The sequence below is a fragment of the Algoriphagus sp. SE2 genome (assembly GCF_039563885.1).
GTDB lineage: Bacteria > Bacteroidota > Bacteroidia > Cytophagales > Cyclobacteriaceae > Algoriphagus.
Genome location: NZ_JBCLWJ010000001.1, coordinates 113,068 through 131,102 on the forward strand (window position 1 = coordinate 113,068; position 18,035 = coordinate 131,102).

Here is an 18,035-nt window from a genome sequence, read left to right on the forward strand (position 1 = left end):
GAAATTTCCAACAAATACATTAAAACCCTATAGAGAACATATTTAAAAATAAGAACACTAGAGTAATGGTTTAAAAAACATTAGGGTCAACCAATTTTTATTTTCTTGTGAGTTTTCCACCTTCCCTCGACTCTCTTAAGCAAAAAAAGTTGCTCAGCGACAAACCTTTCTAGAACAGGTTGCTCCTCCAATACTTTAATAATATTTGGTATTTGGTTTTTTTTCAGATCTTTAAATGCTATCGTCATATGGGGATGAAAGTTTCTATCACTTAATTCATCTACAATATTCAATTCTCGCTTACAAAATGCTTTCAAGTTCTTTTGAAAAAAAAATAAATCCTCTTTTCCCTCCACATTCAAGTAGACAACTCGATCTCCAAATTTTCGGACACCTCCAACTATTAACTCTAAAGGATGATAGTCTTTTAAAAACTCTTTCAACCTTTGTTCCAAATATTCTTCCTTTGATTCGTTATAGGTAAAAGGCATTTTCACCGTTATGTGAGCTGGTGATTTTAGCGCATATTTAACATTAAATCGCTCTTTTAACGTTTCCTTTAAGAAAGTTGCCTGTTCTTGTAATTCCCCTTCAGGAACCAAGGCTAGAAAATATTTTTGAAAACTTGCCATCACTCAATTTTGCCTTGAAATCAACTCTAACATGCAAAAACAAAAAAACTATTCGATTTCCTCAATAGAACCATTAAATTAATGATCTCAAATACCAAACTGCTATGAAATATTTTTCCAAGGCCATGATCGGCCTCGATCTTACAGAAATGGATGATATTCTTATTAAGAAAACGATCGTTTTCTTAGAATTTCTGGGAATTGATAAATGCTATTTCGTTCATGTTGCAAAAGATTTGGCAATACCCCAAGAAATCTTAGACGATTATCCTGATTTATTGGCTCCTGGAGACGAGTCTCTTGAGGCTGTCATCAAGGATAAATTAAAACAGTATCATTTTCCGGAAAATATAGAGATCGAAGTTTTTGCCGAAGAGGGAAATCATCCCTTGGATACTTTTTTAAGATGGGCAAAAATAAAAAATGTGGACCTTATCATCATGGGAAGAAAGGAAACCTTGGAAGGCAATGGTTCCCTTGCCAAGGGTATAGCTAAAAAAGCACCTTGCTCAATTTTGATGTTACAGGAAAAAAGAGAACCTAGTCTGCCAAAGAGAATCATGATCCCGAGTGACTTTTCAGAGCATACACACATGATTTATGATTTTGGAGAAAGAATTTCGGATGAATTACATGCAGAATTACTTCCCGTTCATATGTACCACGTACCACACGGATACTCTAAAACAGGAAAAAGTTTTGAAGAATTTGCGGAAATAATGAAGGAAAATGCTCGTCGTGATTTCAAAAAATTTGTTAGCAAGCATAACCATCCTGAATTGAAATGCGACTTTGTACTGAATGATGGACAAGATGATGGTAAGGTTTTGTTAGACGAAGCTATTAAGCTCGACGTCGATATGATCTTATTAGGATCTAGGGGTAAAACCAAATCTGCAGCAATCCTTTTAGGAAGTGTTGCAGAAAAGCTTGTTATGGTAAATAACAAACTTCCAATGTTGATCTTTAAGAAAAAAGGAGAGACAATGGGCTTTTTCGACGCCCTTTTCAAAATTTAATCTGGTTTTCTAAAGTAAAAACATACTTGGTCTCCTTTGCCCTCTTGGTTATACCGGAGGGCATTTTCTTTAAATGAATCGATCTCCTCTTTTTTAAAGTTCTTTTCAATCAGTTTTTGGTCTAAGGGTAAACCCTTTTTGTATAACCCAGTACCCCAAAACTGAAATTCACTCGAATCAAATTCGATTTCATCCAAGATAAAGCCTACTTTCCCAGCAACTTGTTCCATTCCTTTTGTAGAAGGGATCACCAAATGTCGAGGAGCATCCAGCTGTACCCAAAAAACTCCCTCATCTTTCCAAAGCTGTGCGTCAGAAACCGGAGTTCTAATAAGCAATTTTCCCCCAGCTTTAAGTTTTTCAAAGCAAACTTTAAGAATAGCCAATGGGTCAGGCATGTGCTCAAAAGAATGATGCATCATGATAAAGTCAAATTTTAAATCTGACTCTTCAATTCTTTTTTTCCAAATAGTCAATGAAGGAGAAATTCTATGCTCTTTTTGAATAAAGGGATCAAAACCATGCAAATTCTGAAACCCAGAAGCATAAAATTCATACAAAAGCTGACCATTGCCACAGCCTATATCTGCAATTCTATCAGAAAATTTTGGCTTTATTTTCTTCAACCAATAGCCAAATGAAGGTTCTAAAAATTCGCTCCCAAATTTATAAAAAGCTTTCATTCTAAGGCTTTTCAAAAATCTTCGAAAAAATGAAGAATGGGTAAGACCTACCAAAGAATAATATCCACTTGCATAATAAGGTGACAGATCAGAGGGAATAGTTTCCAGTTGTAGGGAACCGCAGGACAAACATTCAGAATAGGTAAATTCACCACCCAATCCGAACATTCTTTCCTTAGCAACATGTACTTTTTGATCCGTAGAACCACAAAATTTACAATTCACCATCGAATCAACAAGTACTTTCATTGGGTTAAAATAAAATTGGTAAAATGCTAAATCAATTCCAAAGCTATTGAAGATTATTGACTTTTAGATATAGAGGAAAAATTGTCATGGATTAATCATATAGTTAGCTTAGCCAAGGAAAAATCTTCTTTTCCTGAAAAAATTGAGAAAAGATTCGACTAGGCTGATTACTTTTGGATTTAATTGTTTTCAAAAAAAGCTCCCCCGAGCAAATTATGAGTTTTATTTCCAATTTATTTGCTTCATCTGACAATCCCGATTCTTTAGGAGCTAGACTAAGAAATAAAAGGCAGAAAGAATTTGAAGCTCTTTTTTATGCCAGATTCAAAAAAACTGATCCTATAAAAATTTTGGATGTTGGAGGTACTGATTATTTCTGGAAAAATAGTTCGCTGCCAAAAAACCCAAATATTGAAATCACTTTACTCAATCTGAGCAAGGAGGAAGTCAATAATCCAAGAATCAGGAGCGTGGTTGGTGATGCTACAAATATGCCTGAGTTTTCAGATAATAGTTTCGACCTGGTATTCTCAAATTCAGTGATTGAGCATCTTTACACCTGGGAGAATCAAATGAAAATGGCCAAAGAAATTCAAAGAGTGGGCAAATCATTTTTTGTGCAAACACCAAATAAATACTTCCCTATTGAGGCTCATTATGCGATCCCCTTTGCCCAGTATATGCCAAAATCATTGATGTTGACAGTCCTAACCAAGACTAGATTAAGTCGACTTAACAAATGGGATAAAGCTGAAGCCAAGCAATATTTGGATGAAATTTTATTGATTGATAAAGCTGGTATGAAAAAATTATTTCCGGGTGCTTCTATCTATGAAGAGCGAATGATGGGAATGGTAAAATCATTCTCTGCCCATAATCTGATTTAATAAGTTCTATCAATTTTCAGCAAATTGAAGCCTCACTAGATTTGCATAAAAACCTTCTTCTCTTTTCAGCAAATCCTGGTGATTCCCTTCCTCGATTATTTCACCGTCTTTCAAAACATAAATCCGGTCTACTTTACGGATAGTGGCAAGTCTATGAGCTATGATAATTGTTGTCCTTCCTTTCATCAACTCGTCTAAAGCTTCTTGGACTAAAGACTCAGATTCTGCATCCAAAGAGGAGGTTGCTTCGTCCAAAATCAATATTGACGGGTTCTTTAGAATCGCACGGGCAATAGCTACTCGCTGCCGCTGTCCTCCGGACAATTTAACTCCTCTTTCCCCAACCATGGTTTCTAATCCTTCTGGAAACTTACTGATAAACTGCCATGCATTGGCTTTCTTAGCAGCAAGGATAATCTCTTCTTCTGTAGCATTAGGTTTAGCATAAGAAATATTCTCTCGAATAGAACCTCCAAAAAGTAAAACTTCCTGTGGGACCATCCCAACTTTACTTCTTAAAGCCTTTAAGTCCCAATTAGTAATGGATTTATCATCAACCAAAATGCTGCCATTTTGAACGTCATAAAATCTCAATAACAATTGAATAATGGTAGATTTCCCTGCTCCAGAGTGACCCGCAAGCGCTACTTTTTCTCCTGGATTGACATGGAAACTAAGATCCTTTAAAACATCAACTTCAGGCCTTGTGGGATAATGAAAACGAATATTTTTAAAGTCGATTTTACCTTGAAAATCCAAAGCAACATCTCCTCCTTCACTTTCTGTTTCTTCATCCAAAATTTCCAATACTCTTTCTGAAGAACCAATCGCTTTTTGAACCTGTCCATAGATGTCCCCTAGACCTGCAATTGATCCACCGATAAATGTGGTGTAAAGAACAAACGAAACCAATTCACCCACGCTCATCTCTCCTGAATCCACCAAGCTAGCTCCATACCACATCACAGCGACGATTCCTCCAAACAAAGCAAAAATTATAAAAGAGATAAACGCTCCCCGATATTTTGCTTGCCGCAAGGCGACACCGACAACAGAATTTAACCCTTTGCCGTAACGAGCTGATTCGTAAGCCTCACCCACAAAGGATTTTACCGTGCTGATAGATTGTAATGTTTCTTCAACTATGACATTTGCCGAAGCTAATTCATCCTGGGTTTTTTTGGAAAGTCTTCTGATAAATTTCCCAAAAACCATCGCTATAAGGACTAAAACCGGGAAAGTTCCCAACATAAAAAGCGTCAGCTTCGGAGTATTATATAACAAAAATCCGACGCCAGCTACCAATGTGACAATCTGCCTGAAAAACTCTGCCAAAGTAATAGAAAAGGTGTCTTGGAGTAAACTTACATCCGCAGTGATTCTTGAAATCAGCTCGCCTGTTCTTCTCTTGTCAAAAAAGGTCATCGGTAGCCTTACCATTCTAGAATATAAAGCCAACCTAATGTCACGCATAGATCTTTCAGAAACCAAGGCAAAAAGCCAAACTCGAAAGAATGAAAATATACTTTGGACAGCTAAAATTGCAACCAAGATTAAGGCAATAGAATTGATATCAGAAACTATCCACTCTGTTCCTTGAGCTGCGTCAATCAGCTTTCCTGCGACAAACGGAAATGTTAATAGAGTTAAAGAAGAAAAGAGAAGAAATATCAAACCCAAAATGAATGCCCATTTATAGGGCAAAAGAAAACGAAATATGGTTCCAATTTTCTCTAAATTCTGCTTTGACAACTTCCTCTTTTCATGCTCTTCCAAAGCAGTGCCTCTTTGTTTTGCCATTAGACTTTTTTGGTAATTGAACAGACAAAAGTAAGGGTTTTTATAAGTTTATCCTTCCTCATTTTAATATTCCCTTTCAGTACAGAAAAATTCAATTAAAGTTGGAATCTGGTAGGTCTCTCCAAAACCAAATCAGCTAAATATTCACCTAGTGCTGCCGAGTGTTTAAAGCCATGACCAGAGCAAGCTGAAACTATCCATTCATTTGGAATTTCAGAATTCCTTTTGATGACAAATTTAGCATCGGAAGTAACTGTGTAGAAACAGACCTCAGATTTCAGAAACTCAGGCTTCAAGCCGGAAATCCTATGATTTATCTTTTCATCCCAAAATATTTGTTGCTCTTCCAAGCTAACTTCCCGATTAATCAGATCAGGATGATCAACTGATATAAAAGACTCTGTGGCTACTTTAATACTTTTCCCATCCAAGCTTGGAAAACCATAAATAAAATCCTCTGGGTCAGGACCCATCCCCCACATAAAAACAGGAGAATCTTTCCATGAATCAGAATCAATTTTAATCCAATGAAGCACTTGTCTGCAAATTTTAAAATTTGATCTTTCCTCAGTTGAAACAAAATCTTTTATCCAACCCCCCGAGCAATTAATCACTGTATTCGTAAGTACCTCTCCTCCCCGGAAATTGAGTTTTATCAGACCATTATCCAGTTTTAAAATAGAGGAAACCGGACTATTTCTAAGAATTTGGGCACCATTAGTCTCCGCAAGCGCAAGCTGTGAAAGAATTGCTTGCTCTGGTCTAACATACCCAGCTGCCGGCTCAAAATAGCAAGCCCCCTTATTTCCTAATTGAAAAAGTGGGTAATTCTCATGAAATTGTTTGGCATTAAAAACTTTATGGTTTATTCCATATTTCTCTGCAAAGCCCACAGTTCTACTCAAAAACCCTTCTGATCCGTGCTTTGACCAAGGTGATTCTCCCGAATCAAACAAAATGCCACCACATTGGGTGAAAATCTTTGAGTTGGAAAGCAGCTCAATCTCGCGCCAAATTTCATGTGATCGCATTACCATAGGAACATAGGCATCAGATTCCCCTACTGCCAATCTCGTAATTCTTGTCTCTCCATGAGAGGAGCCCATTTTATGCGGAGGATCGAAACGATCAATTCCTAAAATGGAACGATTGGATTTTGAAAGTTGAAAAAGTGTTGCTGCTCCTACTGCACCTAATCCGATCACTACTACATCATATTTTTTTTGACTCATGCAAATAACTAGGTTAATATACTCCCGGATCGAATTAGAATTTCACTTATCAAAAAATAAGAAAAAAATGGGTAAGAATTCTGGAAACCCAGTTTTCTTACCCATTTATGATATTTCAATAATATTTTGGGGTTGTAATCTACTATTTGCCCATTTGAGCATCAACCAATTCTCTTTTTAATTTCCGCTCTCGATCTAGCGTGTTTTTTCTATGGGTGTCAAACTCTTCCTGTACATCTGCAAGATCATTTTGAGCTTTTTTAATTTTCTTAAAACTTCTCATGTATTGCATCGAGAAAAATGCCAAGGCTATTCCTAAAATAGCTACTAATAACCACATTATTGAAGAATAGGCACTCTTGTGAATTCCTATCCCTAAAAACGTGAAGTTATCTTTGTTTGCAATAGCTTCTTCTTTCTCTACCTCGGCCTGAACTAATACAGTATTCATACTCGCAATAGAGTCTTTTTGATTAGAAATCTGAGTCTTAAGACCCAATACTTCCTGCCTCATGGAGCTCATGGAATCAAGCATATTAGACATTAACTTATCCAAATTGGTCCTCTTGACAATCTTATATTCTTGATTATTTTCTTTATAACTATTGGAAACGTTATAGATGTATTCAAATTGGCTATCTATTGTGCCACTATTTAAAGATCCTTCGTCTTGTGCCATAGCCAGGCCTCCATTTCCAATAAACAAAAACAGCAAACTACTTAGGGTCAATACTTTCAACATTAGGTATTTTATTTACAACTTGGGGTGATTTGATTCAGGCTTCAAGAAACATGCCTTAGTGCAAAATTAGTAGGATTTTTTTAAGTGTGATTTCGATTCAATTGTTTTCTGTCAGACTCCTTGACATCCATAAAAAATAAGAAACTGGTATGGTTAATCTTGGAATTTCATCTAATGTATGGCTAAAGCTCTTTTACCGTATCCACTTTTGATGCAATCCATGCTGGCCTATAAGACGCAAGTAAGGTAATTCCGATTACAGAAATACTAATCCATAAAAAATCAGTCCAGGAAATTTTGACTGGATAAGCATCAATAACTGCAGAAGAAATCCCCAAAGAAACCAGTCCAAATCTCTCTTGAATTAAGCAAACTAAAAACCCTAATACCAACCCTATAATTGCTCCACTCAAAGCAATCAAGGACCCTTGTTTCAAAAATATTCTCCTAATAAGTCGATCAGGAGCTCCCATGGCTTTTAATACAGCAATATCTTTTTTCTTCTCAATTGCCAACATACTTAAAGAGAAGAAAATATTGAATGAAGCAATGGCGAGAATAAATGTCAAAGTCAAAAAGACAAAAAGCTTCTCAAGCTTGACAGTTCTTAGAAGCCCAGCATGTTGTTCATCTGTATTTTTGACTAAAAATTTTATACCGAGTAGCTCTTTTAACCTTCTCTGAACATCGCTAATTGATGCATTTTCATTTACTTTAATTTCTAATGATGTCCTCCTATTTCCATAATTCAGAAGATTTTTGGCAAATTCCAATGGGGCAATTACATATTCATCATCAAACTGTCGCTCTATACTAAAATACGCAACCGGTTCTAGAATCGCGGAAGAATAAAGCTGGCTTGGGTCAATACTAGCCGCAGATCTTGGTGCCTTTGGATAAAAAACTTTTAACGGTACATTGATATTATTCAAATTTACAGAAAGGAAAAAACCAACTCCTCTTCCCAAAATTGCAGCTGGCCTAAGATCAGTTCCAAGCGTAGTATCTCCCCAGAAATAACCTCTTGAGAACCTACCTTGATCCAAAAAATTGTCTGATACTCCTTTTAGCCGGGCTACAATTTGATTACCATTATAATCAAATAACGCATTATCCTCAATGACCTCTGTCAATATCTCCACGCCTTCGAGAGCCCGAATACTATCCAGCCATTCTTCTGTGATCTCAAAACTTTTCCCTTGCGCCGCTTCAATTTTCAGTTCAGCATCAAAACTTGCAAAAAGCCCCCTGATTAAATCCTCAAGACCATTGAATACAGACATCACTATTACCAAAGCCATCGTCCCCACTGCCACTCCCACCATTGAAATAGTGGAAAGGATGGTGATAAAGTTCCGCTTTTTTTTACTGCGAAAGTATCGGCCCGCTATGAAAAAACTGAGGTTCAATTTAGAGTTCCGTTAATCATCATTTTCCTCTTCCTCCTCTTCCGGAGCCTCAGGAATATTCAAATCAGAAATAACTTTGTCCATATGCTGGGCATAAGAAGCAGAATCATCAGGAAAAAATGCAATCTCAGGGATTATCCTAACTGATTTTCCGATTCGCTTGGCCAACTGATACCTAATTTCTTTCTTATGCTCGTTGATCAACTTATAAGTAGCATCAGGATCAGCAAGCAAAAAACTTAAATAAACTTTAGCAAACCCCAAATCCGGACTTACCAGAACATGGGTGATCGTGATCATAGCCTTTCCAATAAGGTGTTTCGCGTCTTTCTGAAAGATATCGCCTAGTTCTTTTTGGATTAGTTTAGCGTATTTTTGTTGTCTTTTACTTTCCATATGAAGTATTTGTGGTGCAAATTTAGCGAAATAGTTGGGCAAGCTTTAATTTCGGGCAAAAGCAACTCATTTCAAACTCAATATTCCAAACATCTTGCTTAGATTTTTCAAAGTTAATGACCCATTTAGGTTGGTAGGATTGGCAATTTACTTGCTTATTTTAACTTCCATCTATCTTGTTTGGAATCCTCTTCCAATCACCTCTCCTCAATTGATCTGGATGTTACTTGGTGAAAGACTTGGGCAGGGTTTCTTTTTGTATCAAGATATTATTGATGATACGGGACCGCTCTCAGCTGGTTTTTTCACTCTTATAGATTTATTATTTGGGAGAAGTCAACTTGCTTATGAATTGATAGGAAGAGTAATCATCTTATTTCAAATCATTTATTGGAACTCTACCTTGATCCGATATAAAGTATTTGATGAAAATACATATTTACCAGCCATAATTATGGCAGCCTTATTTCACTTCTCTTTTGATATGCTTTCGCTAAACCCGGCTATGTTGGGAAGTACCTTTTTAATTTTGGCATTGGGTCAACTTTTTTCTCAAACAGTTCTTCAAAAGGAAACCAGTGAATCAACTTTACTAATTGGTATTTATGGTGGTTTGGCTGCAGGATTTCATCCGAGCTATATTCTGTTTTTACCCTATCTTATCTTTACAGCTATCGTAATCAGTGGATTTTCATTTCGGCAATTAATGCTTTCACTAGTGGGGTATACCCTACCAATCTTACTTATTTCCGTTTTTTATTATTGGAATGACGGGCTGCAAGAAGCGATAGATATTTGGCCACTTATTCTTTTGACTGCAAAGTCTACATATCAATCTTACTGGAGTTGGTTGATTATTGCTGCATTCCCGATTTTACTTTCCCTGATAGGTTATTTTTTAAGCGCTGTTTTAAAGGGATCAACTATAAACCAACAAAAACAACGTCAATTAATAATACTTTGGCTTTTATTTGCCTCAGCAGAATTTCTGTTCATAAAAAAACAGGCCGGCTTTCAGTTGATCATTTTTGTGCCTGGTTTTACTTATCTGATAACCCAATTTTTCCTCCATATAAGAAGAGGGATTATTCCAAAACTTGGATTTTATCTTTTAATTCTTGGATTACCTGCCTTTGCATGGTGGTATTGGCAAAATAATGTGGATAATCCTGAATATTTTGTTTCGGATCAGATCGACCCAGCCTTTCAGAATAAAAACATTATGATATTGGGGCCAAATATTTCGGATTACCAAAATTCAATATTGGGAGGACCATTTTTAAACTACCAATTAAGTAAGACTTATCTCGATCAAGAAAGGGATTTACCAGAAAAGGCGCGGCTTTATCAAATGCTCCAAAACCAACAGCCTGAAATAATCTTAGATCAGGAAGGACAGTTTCAATCCATATTAAATGATTTCCCGGAACTCAGCAGACATTATAAACTTCAAAAGAAAGGGGTATTTATTCTAAATTAGAATGATAGATATTTGACATTCAGTATGATAAGGGGTATTTTTACATATCCTTTTTTTTTATTCCTGTTTTTCAATAAATACTTTTTTTATGAGTATGATATTAAAAATGTCGGACCATAGTTCTTTGTTTCAAGAGAGCTTTTCCCGCCAAAAAATTCAAATCCAAGACCACCGGATTTCTACGGACTATCGGCTAATGGAAAAATTGGTAATAAATTTTGATTTGAAATCAATTGGTAATTTGAAATTGATTCTTGTTCCAACTCAGGTTTCGTTCTTTTTTTCCTTAAAAAGTAGGGTTATTGATCATTTCGGGTAAAACTCCCCAAAACTCATTTTTGCTCCAAAAAGAAAGAGATGCAGCTTTTAGCTTAATTTTTCAAAAACCCCCTTAAAATTTGAATCCTAGTACTATAAATTTTTAACTCACTAAAATCATGGAAAGTCATCACATAATTAGTAAAAACACGTTACTCTCCAAAGGCCTACAGCAATACCTTGAAATCAATAGTTTTGAATCAAATGTGGATTTAATATCCTGGGAGGACATAAACAATCATTCGACTTTAACTTTTAAGAATGGTCAATACATTTGGATTGACGTAATAAATGAGATCAATTGGATTCTGGATTTATGCCATAAAATCCTTCAAAAACAGCCTTTATTAAAAGTGTTTGTATTTGGCGAATTCAAAGATCTGCGAAACATCAAATCACTCTTGAAAACTGGAATCAGTGGATATTTTTTACCCAATTGCTGTATCGAATATCTTAAGGAGGCAATTCTCAAGGCAAGCTCAAAAAACCCATTTATTGATCCCCAGATGAGCGATATCTTGATGAAAAACCTTGTCCAATCCCATCGCTCTACTTCAGGGAAGAAGAAACTAACTAAAAGAGAAAAGCAGATCCTTCAATTGATTGTTGAGGAATATACAACGCACGAAATTGCCAATAAATTATTCATTAGTTCATGTACAGTAGAGACCCATCGCTTGCATTTGATCCAAAAAATGGGAGTAAGAAATACTGCAGGTCTGGTAAGAGAGGCGATATGTGCAAACCTTGTCTACTAATATCCATGAAAACCATGAGTTTTAAAAATCAATGATTCCAAGGACTTTTATCCAGAAATTATTCCTGAACTTGAATCGTTAGATCCCCTTCGCTATCAAGGTCTTAACTGAGATAGAATTTTGTCATATATATATTTTTAGATCTTAGATTTTCTGGCATGATAGATCAAGTTTTAGGTGCAGTTGTAGAATTAGTAAATGAACACATTGGCAATGTTGAGCCTGAAGTTATTTTAGGAAATTTGTCCTTATTAGATTCATCACAACAAGGAGGGGAAACGAATATTACTGATAAAGTAGTAGTTTCTGTTATTAACATACAGGAGGAAAGTAGCTTAAGAAACAACCCTGCAAACAAACAGATTTATGACAACATGGGTCTTCCCCGTGGTGTTTCCAGGAATCCTGGCATCTTCTTGAACGTTTTTTTGCTTATTGGAGCAAATAAGGACCAATATAATATTGGACTACAAAGGATATCCCAAGTTATTTCCTTCTTCCAAGCCAATTCAATTTTTACAGAAACTGATATCCCTGGACTCACAAATTTTGGGTTGGATAAAATTCTTTTTGAACTCCACTCGACCAGTTTTGAAGAGCTAAATCAGTTGTGGGGAATAATGGGGGGCAAATATATCCCGTCTGTAGTCTATAAGATGAGATTAGCTTATTTCAGCAGTATAGATGAAAGAATGGAAATACCTATTGTAAAGTCAATAGAATCTCAATTTGGAAATAAGCCATTGTAGCTATGGATAGCATTGTCAACAAGTTTGAGAAATTATTTTCCATCAGGTTTTCCCATGATGCATTCCCTTTTTCTGCATCTACTGGAGGTGTTTTAACGCCAAATATCAAAATTGACACTGATCCTACCACCACTACACTATTTACTAAACATAGTATTTATTATCGCTGGAGAAATGACACCTTGATCTGTTTTATTCGGATTAAAACAGAAGAAGATTCCCCTTTTTTCCGTTTACCAAATAATTTCAACGCTCGATTTTTTATCAACCTTTCTGATCCGATAAAAGATAAAACTGAAGTTGCTCCAAATCACGGAAAAGAGAATATATATCGTTTTAGGATTAATGTTAGGGCATCTTCCAATTCGATGAATTTGGCAGGAGCAACTCTAGGTCCACTTGCTGCACAAGAACCAATAAAAGTTTTCAATCCCGGAAATCCAGGCTCCTGGACCACAACCGTCAAAAATCTTTCAGGACACTTTGGTGTGATTGATATAGTGACCGAAGGATCAAGCACGCATAGATTATACACTGACGTCGCTAATCAGAACTTATTTTATACAACCGCAAATGGTAATGAAAATGAACATCTGTTCACGATTCATTTAAATAACTGAATATAAAAAGAAACATAAAAATCCTTTCCAATGTCACAAATCAATGAATCCGCAATCAAGACCCCGGGAGTCTATATTAATGAAATCCCGCTCTTTCCACCTTCTGTGGCCCAAGTCGAAACTGCTATTCCCGCATTTATAGGGTATACACAGATAGCCGTTAATGAAATTGGCGAATCACTTACAAATGTCCCAACCAAAATATTTTCCTTAAAAGAATACGAAACCTATTTTGGAAAAGCTGAAAATGAGGAAGGCATAGCAGTCAATATTGTGAGGGAAACTCTGGTGGCTGATGCAAGCATCACCGATCCTTCAGATTTCACCATGTATTATAACCTCAGAATGTATTTTATCAATGGAGGAGGGCCATGTTATATCATTTCAATTGGTAATACGGAAACTACTCCTGATCCTGAACATTATGATAACGGACTCTTGGCATGTGAAGCAGAAGACGAACCTACCATTATAGTATTCCCAGATGCCATCAATACCTTGAATAGTGGGGATTATTTTACTTTGATTTCTTCAGCCATTGACCAATGTGCACTTCTTCAGGATCGGTTTACTCTCTTTGATATTCACACACCGGGAACAAATAACACCACCACAATAAGTGATTTCAGAACTGCATTTACCAAGAATGACAGTCTCAACTATGCCGCCGTCTATTATCCATATCTCAAAACAACTTTTGACTTTGAATATGATGATACCGATGTAGATGTAATCATAAATACAGCAGGAGCAGATGAAGCTGCCGTAAGCCTTGACTCTTTACGCACAAGCGAAACGGGTATTTACAATGCTGCTTTGGCAAAAATAAGAGAGAAATTAAGTCCAACACTTCCTCCTTCCTCTGCATTGGCCGGAGTTTATGCCAAAGTGGATGCATCAAGAGGAGTATGGAAAGCTCCAGCAAATGTTTCATTAAATGCGGTATACGACTTAACTGCAAAAATTAGTGAGGCAGAACAAGGAAGCATGAATATAGATCCTACTACAGGAAAATCTGTGAATGCCATTCGCATGTTCCAAGGAAAAGGATATTTGGTTTGGGGTGCGAGAACCTTAGCAGGAAATGATAATGAATGGAGATACATCAATGTCAGAAGATTTTTCATCATGGTGGAAGAGTCCTCCAAAAAAGCAACGATGCAATTTGTATTCGAGCCAAATGATGCCAATACCTGGGTCAAGCTGAGAGCAATGCTTGAGAATTACCTGACATTACTTTGGAGACAAGGTGCTCTGGCCGGAGCAAAACCTGAGCATGCCTTTTATGTACGATGTGGGCTCGGTCAAACAATGACTGCTCAAGACATTCTGGAAGGTAGGCTAATTGTCGAAATCGGAATGGCTGCAGTCCGTCCAGCTGAATTTATTATCCTAAGATTCTCCCACAAAATGCAGGAGTCTTAATGGTTATTTCTAAAATTTTAAACTAAAAATATCATGGCTAATTATCCTCTTCCAAAATTTCATTTCCAAGTTGATTGGGGTGGAACAAAAATCGGATTTACTGAAGTTACGGGACTTGAAGTGACCATTGAGCCCATTGAGTATCGTGATGGAGCAAGTCCTGAATACTCAAAAATCAAAATGCCTGGAATGCAGAGTTTTTCCAATATTACTCTCAAGCGGGGCATTTTCAAAAGTGACAATGAATTTTACTTATGGTGGAATACTGTGGCATTGAATACCATTGAAAGAAGAGATCTAATTATCTCTCTTTTGGATGAATCTCATTCGCCAGTAGTAGTCTGGAAAGTTAAAAATGCCTGGCCCATCAAAGTTCAATCAACAGATTTGAACAGCACAGGCAATGAAACAGCTATTGAAACAATGGAAATAGCACATGAGGGACTCACCATCGCAAACGAATAATTATGTTTTCTTATCCACCAGTAGGTTTTCATTTTTCAGTGGTTTTCCAATTATTCCCACAGACTCCCAATGACTTTAGATTTCAGGAGGTCAGTGGATTGGATATTGAAATGCAAATGGAAACTATTATTGAAGGAGGACAAAATCGATTTGTTTGGGAATTACCGGTCAGGGCAAAATACACAGACCTGGTTTTAAAAAGAGGGATGTTTATAGGTTCCGGGATTTTGATGTGGTGTAAAAACGCCTTTGAAAATTTTGTCTTTGAACCTGTGAATATCATCATAAGCCTGCTTAATGATAAACACATCCCCATTCAGTCTTGGTATGTGGTGAATGCTATTCCGAAAAAGTGGTCTGTCTCAAGCTTTAATGCAGAACAAAATTCAATTGTAATTGAATCCATCACGCTGAGCTATCAATATTTTAACATCATCAGCTTAGACTCAGCTATTTCAATGGCAGGAAGCATAGGGGCTTCTGGCAGTATTGGAATTTAATAAATGAAAAATGCCCATAGAAATAAGAGAACTTCAGATAAAAGCTGCAATTGGGAACAGTAAAACTGAATCCGGTACCCAAAATTCAAATCCAGCGGACTTTGAACAGATCAAACAAGAAATTGTAAAAGAGGTCACAGAGAATGTTTTGAGAGCAATCCAGTTAAAATTTGAGAGGTAATGTTAGAACTAAGCCAAAAAGCTGAAAAACTATATGTTCAGGCTTATAGAGATGCTGAATTTCAAGATCAGGTTTCAGGAAATAAATTTAATGCCCTGATTAACCCGGCCACTTACAGTGTTTCCTACAAGTTTGAGTTTGATGATACACAAGCACCGGGAACATCTGGGGCAAATATGAAATTCAACCGGATTCTTCCCGGGGATTTCAATTTTGACTTTTTGTTTGATGGAACCGGGGTCGTCAAAGATATGTCCGTTTTAAGCTTAGGAATAGCTAACCCTTTTGAAAAACCAGGTACTGTCACTGAACAAATTGAGGATTTTAAACGGAAAATCATTGATTATCAATCTGATAAACACCGTCCTTATTATCTAAAAATACATTGGGGAGAGCTGCTTTTTAAAGGAGTTCTTAGGCAGATGGATATAGAATATAAGGTTTTTGCTCCTGATGGGAAACCTATAAGAGCTATTGCAAAATGCCAGTTTGTAGAAAGTATTGCTGACGTAGAAAGAGCTGCTCAAGAAAATAGAGAAAGTCCTGACATTACTCATGAGAGGACCTTTGGTGGATCAGATAGGCTGGACTTGATGACAGAAAAAATCTATGAAAAGAACTCCTATTATATCCAGGTAGCTGAGTTCAATTCCTTAGACAGTTTCAGAAAAATTGATTCTGGTTCTAAAATATATTTCCCTCCATTAGCCAAATAAAAAAATGATTTCCACAGCGAACAGGGAACTTGTCACTTCAAAAATCCTAATTGGGAATGGTCCTTTTGCCATACCTGATCAGGAAGTATCTGGGCAAATCCAAATTCTTGAAATCGCTGTCCACTTAGAGTTAAATAAAATCCCCTACGCCAGAATCAGAATGGCTGATGGCTCAGCAGCAGATTCAGATTTTGAAATCAGCAATAGTGGAGAATTTGCTTTGGGTAAAAGCATAGAAATCCAACTCGGGTTTAATTCGGATGATACGGCAGTTTTTAGAGGAATCATTATAGCAAACTCTCATATTGTTTCTTCCAATAGGTCCACCCTACAACTCACTTGTAAACAAGAATCGGTGAAAATGACTGTGTCACCTAAAAGTAGGCACTTCAATGATCTAATGGATAATGAAGTAGTGGAGCAAATTCTAAATGAAAACGGGATAACAGATTTTGATATCCCATCCTTCGGAAGCGTTCATGAGCAATTACTTCAAGCTAATGTCAGTGATTGGGATTTTATTTTAGGAAGAATCGACTCAAATGGAATGGCTTGTTTTATCGATGGAAGTCAATTCAAAGTGATGAAACCAGATCCATCAATGGAGTCAGTTCATACCTTGACCTACGGGACCAACATCATTTCGATCAGATCCGAATCAGACATCAGATCCCAATCAACTGCCGTAAAAGCATTTTCTTGGGACTTCGCAAATCAATCCGTCCTTGAAGCCGAAGGTAGTGGTTTGGAATCTGCCTCTCCAGGAAATATTCAAGAGTCCACCATAGCAGAAATAAATGGGCAAGAATTTGAAATCAGGACTTCAGGAAAGATTTCAAATGAAGCATTACAGGGCCTTGCAGATGCCAAAAAACAAAAGCAATCTTTATCCAAAATTAAAGGGAAGGTATCCTTTTTAGGAACTGCAGAGGTAAAGCCCGGAGATTGGGTTACCCTTGCAGGAATAGGAGAACAATTCAATGGTAAAGCTTTTGTCAGCGCTATCGATCACGAGATTCGTCAAGGTAATTGGGTAACCGAAGCAACTTTAGGATGGGAAGAAGTTTTTTTTACAGAAAAATTCAACCATTCTTCCATCAGTTCTGCTACCGGACAATTTTCCAGAATTCAAGGATTACATGTGGGAATAGTCACAGATATTATAGATCCTTTGGGAGAAGGCCGGGTCAAGGTTAGGCTACCCATTGTCAATCCCAATGATGCAGGAATTTTTGCCAGAGTGGCAACATTAGACGCAGGAGATAATAGAGGTACATTTTTTCGACCTGAGATAGATGATGAAGTGATTGTAGGATTTATAAACGATGACCCTTCCCATCCTATAATTCTGGGAATGGTTCATAGCAGTGCCAAACCTTCACCAATTGAACCTGAGGATGCAAATGATAAGAAAGGTTATGTATCAAGGTCTGAAATCAAAATCACCATTCATGATGGAGATAAAAGTATAGTGATTGAAACGCCAGGTGAAAGAAAATTCACGCTGGATGATACTGCAGGAATCATTCAGGTCGAGGATTCCTCAGGTAATATCTTAACAATGGATGACAGCGGGATAGTCTTGGATTCTCCTATGGAGATCAATTTAAAAGCAGGAACTAAAATCAGTTTTGCCGCTCCAGAAATAGCAATTAAAGCAGATATGAAAATCAGTGCTGAAGCCTCTGCAGGGCTCAGCTTCAAGAGCAACGGATCCACAGATCTAGAAGGGTCTTTAGTAAATATTAAAGGAAGTCTTGTCAAAATAAATTAA

19 protein-coding genes are annotated in these 18,035 nt (G+C 36.8%); 12 read left to right on the forward strand and 7 right to left on the reverse strand.

Features of this window, described 5'->3' with window-relative positions:
• Window positions 1-86 precede the first annotated feature (86 nt).
• Window positions 87-632, reverse strand: coding sequence for a 2'-5' RNA ligase family protein (locus tag AAGF08_RS00400; RefSeq protein ID WP_343508899.1), 546 nt, complete (start codon window positions 630-632; stop codon window positions 87-89).
• Between the two features lie 104 nt (window positions 633-736).
• On the opposite strand from AAGF08_RS00400, the gene AAGF08_RS00405 reads away from it, so the two are divergent.
• The gene (locus AAGF08_RS00405; protein ID WP_343508900.1) at window positions 737-1,651 is read left to right on the forward strand and encodes a universal stress protein; all 915 of its coding nucleotides are present in this window, start codon (window positions 737-739) and stop codon (window positions 1,649-1,651) included.
• On the opposite strand, the gene AAGF08_RS00410 is transcribed toward AAGF08_RS00405, so the two are convergent.
• On the reverse strand, window positions 1,648-2,583 hold the full coding sequence (locus AAGF08_RS00410; protein WP_343508902.1) for a class I SAM-dependent methyltransferase: 936 nt from the start codon (window positions 2,581-2,583) through the stop codon (window positions 1,648-1,650). The genes AAGF08_RS00405 and AAGF08_RS00410 overlap by 4 nt on opposite strands.
• Window positions 2,584-2,798: 215 nt before the next feature.
• On the opposite strand from AAGF08_RS00410, the gene AAGF08_RS00415 reads away from it, so the two are divergent.
• A complete protein-coding gene (locus AAGF08_RS00415; RefSeq protein ID WP_343508903.1) occupies window positions 2,799-3,470 on the forward strand; it encodes a class I SAM-dependent methyltransferase in 672 nt (223 codons plus the stop codon).
• 9 nt (window positions 3,471-3,479) lie between these two features.
• Here AAGF08_RS00415 and AAGF08_RS00420 read toward each other — a convergent pair whose 3' ends face one another.
• From AAGF08_RS00420 to rbfA, 5 genes are all read right to left on the reverse strand, one after another.
• Window positions 3,480-5,270, reverse strand: coding sequence for an ABC transporter transmembrane domain-containing protein (locus AAGF08_RS00420; protein ID WP_343508904.1), 1,791 nt, complete (start codon window positions 5,268-5,270; stop codon window positions 3,480-3,482).
• Window positions 5,271-5,365: 95 nt separating this feature from the next.
• A complete protein-coding gene (gene solA / locus AAGF08_RS00425) occupies window positions 5,366-6,502 on the reverse strand; it encodes an N-methyl-L-tryptophan oxidase (protein ID WP_343508905.1) in 1,137 nt (378 codons plus the stop codon).
• A 142-nt stretch (window positions 6,503-6,644) separates the two neighbouring features.
• Window positions 6,645-7,244: a hypothetical protein gene (locus AAGF08_RS00430; RefSeq protein ID WP_343508906.1), complete on the reverse strand. Its 600-nt coding sequence runs from the start codon at window positions 7,242-7,244 to the stop codon at window positions 6,645-6,647.
• Between the two features lie 182 nt (window positions 7,245-7,426).
• On the reverse strand, window positions 7,427-8,653 hold the full coding sequence (locus AAGF08_RS00435) for an FtsX-like permease family protein (RefSeq protein WP_343508907.1): 1,227 nt from the start codon (window positions 8,651-8,653) through the stop codon (window positions 7,427-7,429).
• A 12-nt stretch (window positions 8,654-8,665) separates the two neighbouring features.
• Complete coding sequence (rbfA, locus tag AAGF08_RS00440; protein ID WP_343508908.1) at window positions 8,666-9,049, reverse strand: 30S ribosome-binding factor RbfA; 384 nt, start codon at window positions 9,047-9,049, stop codon at window positions 8,666-8,668.
• A gap of 94 nt (window positions 9,050-9,143) precedes the next feature.
• Between rbfA and AAGF08_RS00445 the strand changes: the two genes are divergently transcribed.
• The 10 genes from AAGF08_RS00445 (at window position 9,144) to vgrG (ending at window position 18,035) form a co-directional block, all read left to right on the forward strand.
• Window positions 9,144-10,529 carry a hypothetical protein gene (locus tag AAGF08_RS00445; protein ID WP_343508909.1) on the forward strand — a complete coding sequence of 462 codons (1,386 nt, stop codon included), beginning with the start codon at window positions 9,144-9,146 and terminating at the stop codon, window positions 10,527-10,529.
• Window positions 10,530-10,966: 437 nt separating this feature from the next.
• A complete protein-coding gene (locus AAGF08_RS00450) occupies window positions 10,967-11,605 on the forward strand; it encodes a response regulator transcription factor (RefSeq protein WP_343508910.1) in 639 nt (212 codons plus the stop codon).
• A 158-nt stretch (window positions 11,606-11,763) separates the two neighbouring features.
• On the forward strand, window positions 11,764-12,354 hold the full coding sequence (locus AAGF08_RS00455; RefSeq protein ID WP_343508911.1) for a DUF4255 domain-containing protein: 591 nt from the start codon (window positions 11,764-11,766) through the stop codon (window positions 12,352-12,354).
• A gap of 2 nt (window positions 12,355-12,356) precedes the next feature.
• Window positions 12,357-12,974 carry a hypothetical protein gene (locus tag AAGF08_RS00460; protein WP_343508912.1) on the forward strand — a complete coding sequence of 206 codons (618 nt, stop codon included), beginning with the start codon at window positions 12,357-12,359 and terminating at the stop codon, window positions 12,972-12,974.
• Window positions 12,975-13,004: 30 nt separating this feature from the next.
• On the forward strand, window positions 13,005-14,399 hold the full coding sequence (locus AAGF08_RS00465; protein WP_343508913.1) for a phage tail sheath C-terminal domain-containing protein: 1,395 nt from the start codon (window positions 13,005-13,007) through the stop codon (window positions 14,397-14,399).
• 33 nt (window positions 14,400-14,432) lie between these two features.
• Complete coding sequence (locus AAGF08_RS00470; protein WP_343508914.1) at window positions 14,433-14,864, forward strand: phage tail protein; 432 nt, start codon at window positions 14,433-14,435, stop codon at window positions 14,862-14,864.
• Between the two features lie 2 nt (window positions 14,865-14,866).
• Complete coding sequence (locus tag AAGF08_RS00475) at window positions 14,867-15,364, forward strand: phage tail protein (protein ID WP_343508915.1); 498 nt, start codon at window positions 14,867-14,869, stop codon at window positions 15,362-15,364.
• 10 nt (window positions 15,365-15,374) lie between these two features.
• Window positions 15,375-15,545 carry a DUF5908 family protein gene (locus tag AAGF08_RS00480; RefSeq protein ID WP_343508916.1) on the forward strand — a complete coding sequence of 57 codons (171 nt, stop codon included), beginning with the start codon at window positions 15,375-15,377 and terminating at the stop codon, window positions 15,543-15,545.
• Window positions 15,545-16,261, forward strand: a complete 717-nt coding sequence (locus AAGF08_RS00485; protein ID WP_343508917.1) for a LysM peptidoglycan-binding domain-containing protein — start codon at window positions 15,545-15,547, stop codon at window positions 16,259-16,261. Before AAGF08_RS00480 ends, AAGF08_RS00485 begins: the two co-directional genes overlap by 1 nt.
• A gap of 4 nt (window positions 16,262-16,265) precedes the next feature.
• Window positions 16,266-18,035, forward strand: a complete 1,770-nt coding sequence (vgrG, locus tag AAGF08_RS00490) for a type VI secretion system tip protein VgrG (RefSeq protein WP_343508918.1) — start codon at window positions 16,266-16,268, stop codon at window positions 18,033-18,035.

Excerpts from the sequence above, each read along its gene's own strand:
- AAGF08_RS00460 (WP_343508912.1), top strand. The coding sequence starts at position 12,357 with ATGGATAGCATTGTCAACAAGTTTGAGAAATTATTTTCCATCAGGTTT.
- AAGF08_RS00405 (WP_343508900.1), top strand. The coding sequence starts at position 737 with ATGAAATATTTTTCCAAGGCCATGATCGGCCTCGATCTTACAGAAATG.
- AAGF08_RS00450 (WP_343508910.1), top strand. The coding sequence starts at position 10,967 with ATGGAAAGTCATCACATAATTAGTAAAAACACGTTACTCTCCAAAGGC.
- AAGF08_RS00400 (WP_343508899.1), bottom strand. The coding sequence starts at position 632 with ATGGCAAGTTTTCAAAAATATTTTCTAGCCTTGGTTCCTGAAGGGGAA.
- AAGF08_RS00480 (WP_343508916.1), top strand. The coding sequence starts at position 15,375 with ATGCCCATAGAAATAAGAGAACTTCAGATAAAAGCTGCAATTGGGAAC.
- AAGF08_RS00485 (WP_343508917.1), top strand. The coding sequence starts at position 15,545 with ATGTTAGAACTAAGCCAAAAAGCTGAAAAACTATATGTTCAGGCTTAT.
- AAGF08_RS00410 (WP_343508902.1), bottom strand. The coding sequence starts at position 2,583 with ATGAAAGTACTTGTTGATTCGATGGTGAATTGTAAATTTTGTGGTTCT.
- rbfA (WP_343508908.1), bottom strand. The coding sequence starts at position 9,049 with ATGGAAAGTAAAAGACAACAAAAATACGCTAAACTAATCCAAAAAGAA.
- AAGF08_RS00475 (WP_343508915.1), top strand. The coding sequence starts at position 14,867 with ATGTTTTCTTATCCACCAGTAGGTTTTCATTTTTCAGTGGTTTTCCAA.
- solA (WP_343508905.1), bottom strand. The coding sequence starts at position 6,502 with ATGAGTCAAAAAAAATATGATGTAGTAGTGATCGGATTAGGTGCAGTA.
- vgrG (WP_343508918.1), top strand. The coding sequence starts at position 16,266 with ATGATTTCCACAGCGAACAGGGAACTTGTCACTTCAAAAATCCTAATT.
- AAGF08_RS00415 (WP_343508903.1), top strand. The coding sequence starts at position 2,799 with ATGAGTTTTATTTCCAATTTATTTGCTTCATCTGACAATCCCGATTCT.
- AAGF08_RS00420 (WP_343508904.1), bottom strand. The coding sequence starts at position 5,270 with ATGGCAAAACAAAGAGGCACTGCTTTGGAAGAGCATGAAAAGAGGAAG.
- AAGF08_RS00465 (WP_343508913.1), top strand. The coding sequence starts at position 13,005 with ATGTCACAAATCAATGAATCCGCAATCAAGACCCCGGGAGTCTATATT.
- AAGF08_RS00470 (WP_343508914.1), top strand. The coding sequence starts at position 14,433 with ATGGCTAATTATCCTCTTCCAAAATTTCATTTCCAAGTTGATTGGGGT.
- AAGF08_RS00455 (WP_343508911.1), top strand. The coding sequence starts at position 11,764 with ATGATAGATCAAGTTTTAGGTGCAGTTGTAGAATTAGTAAATGAACAC.
- AAGF08_RS00430 (WP_343508906.1), bottom strand. The coding sequence starts at position 7,244 with ATGTTGAAAGTATTGACCCTAAGTAGTTTGCTGTTTTTGTTTATTGGA.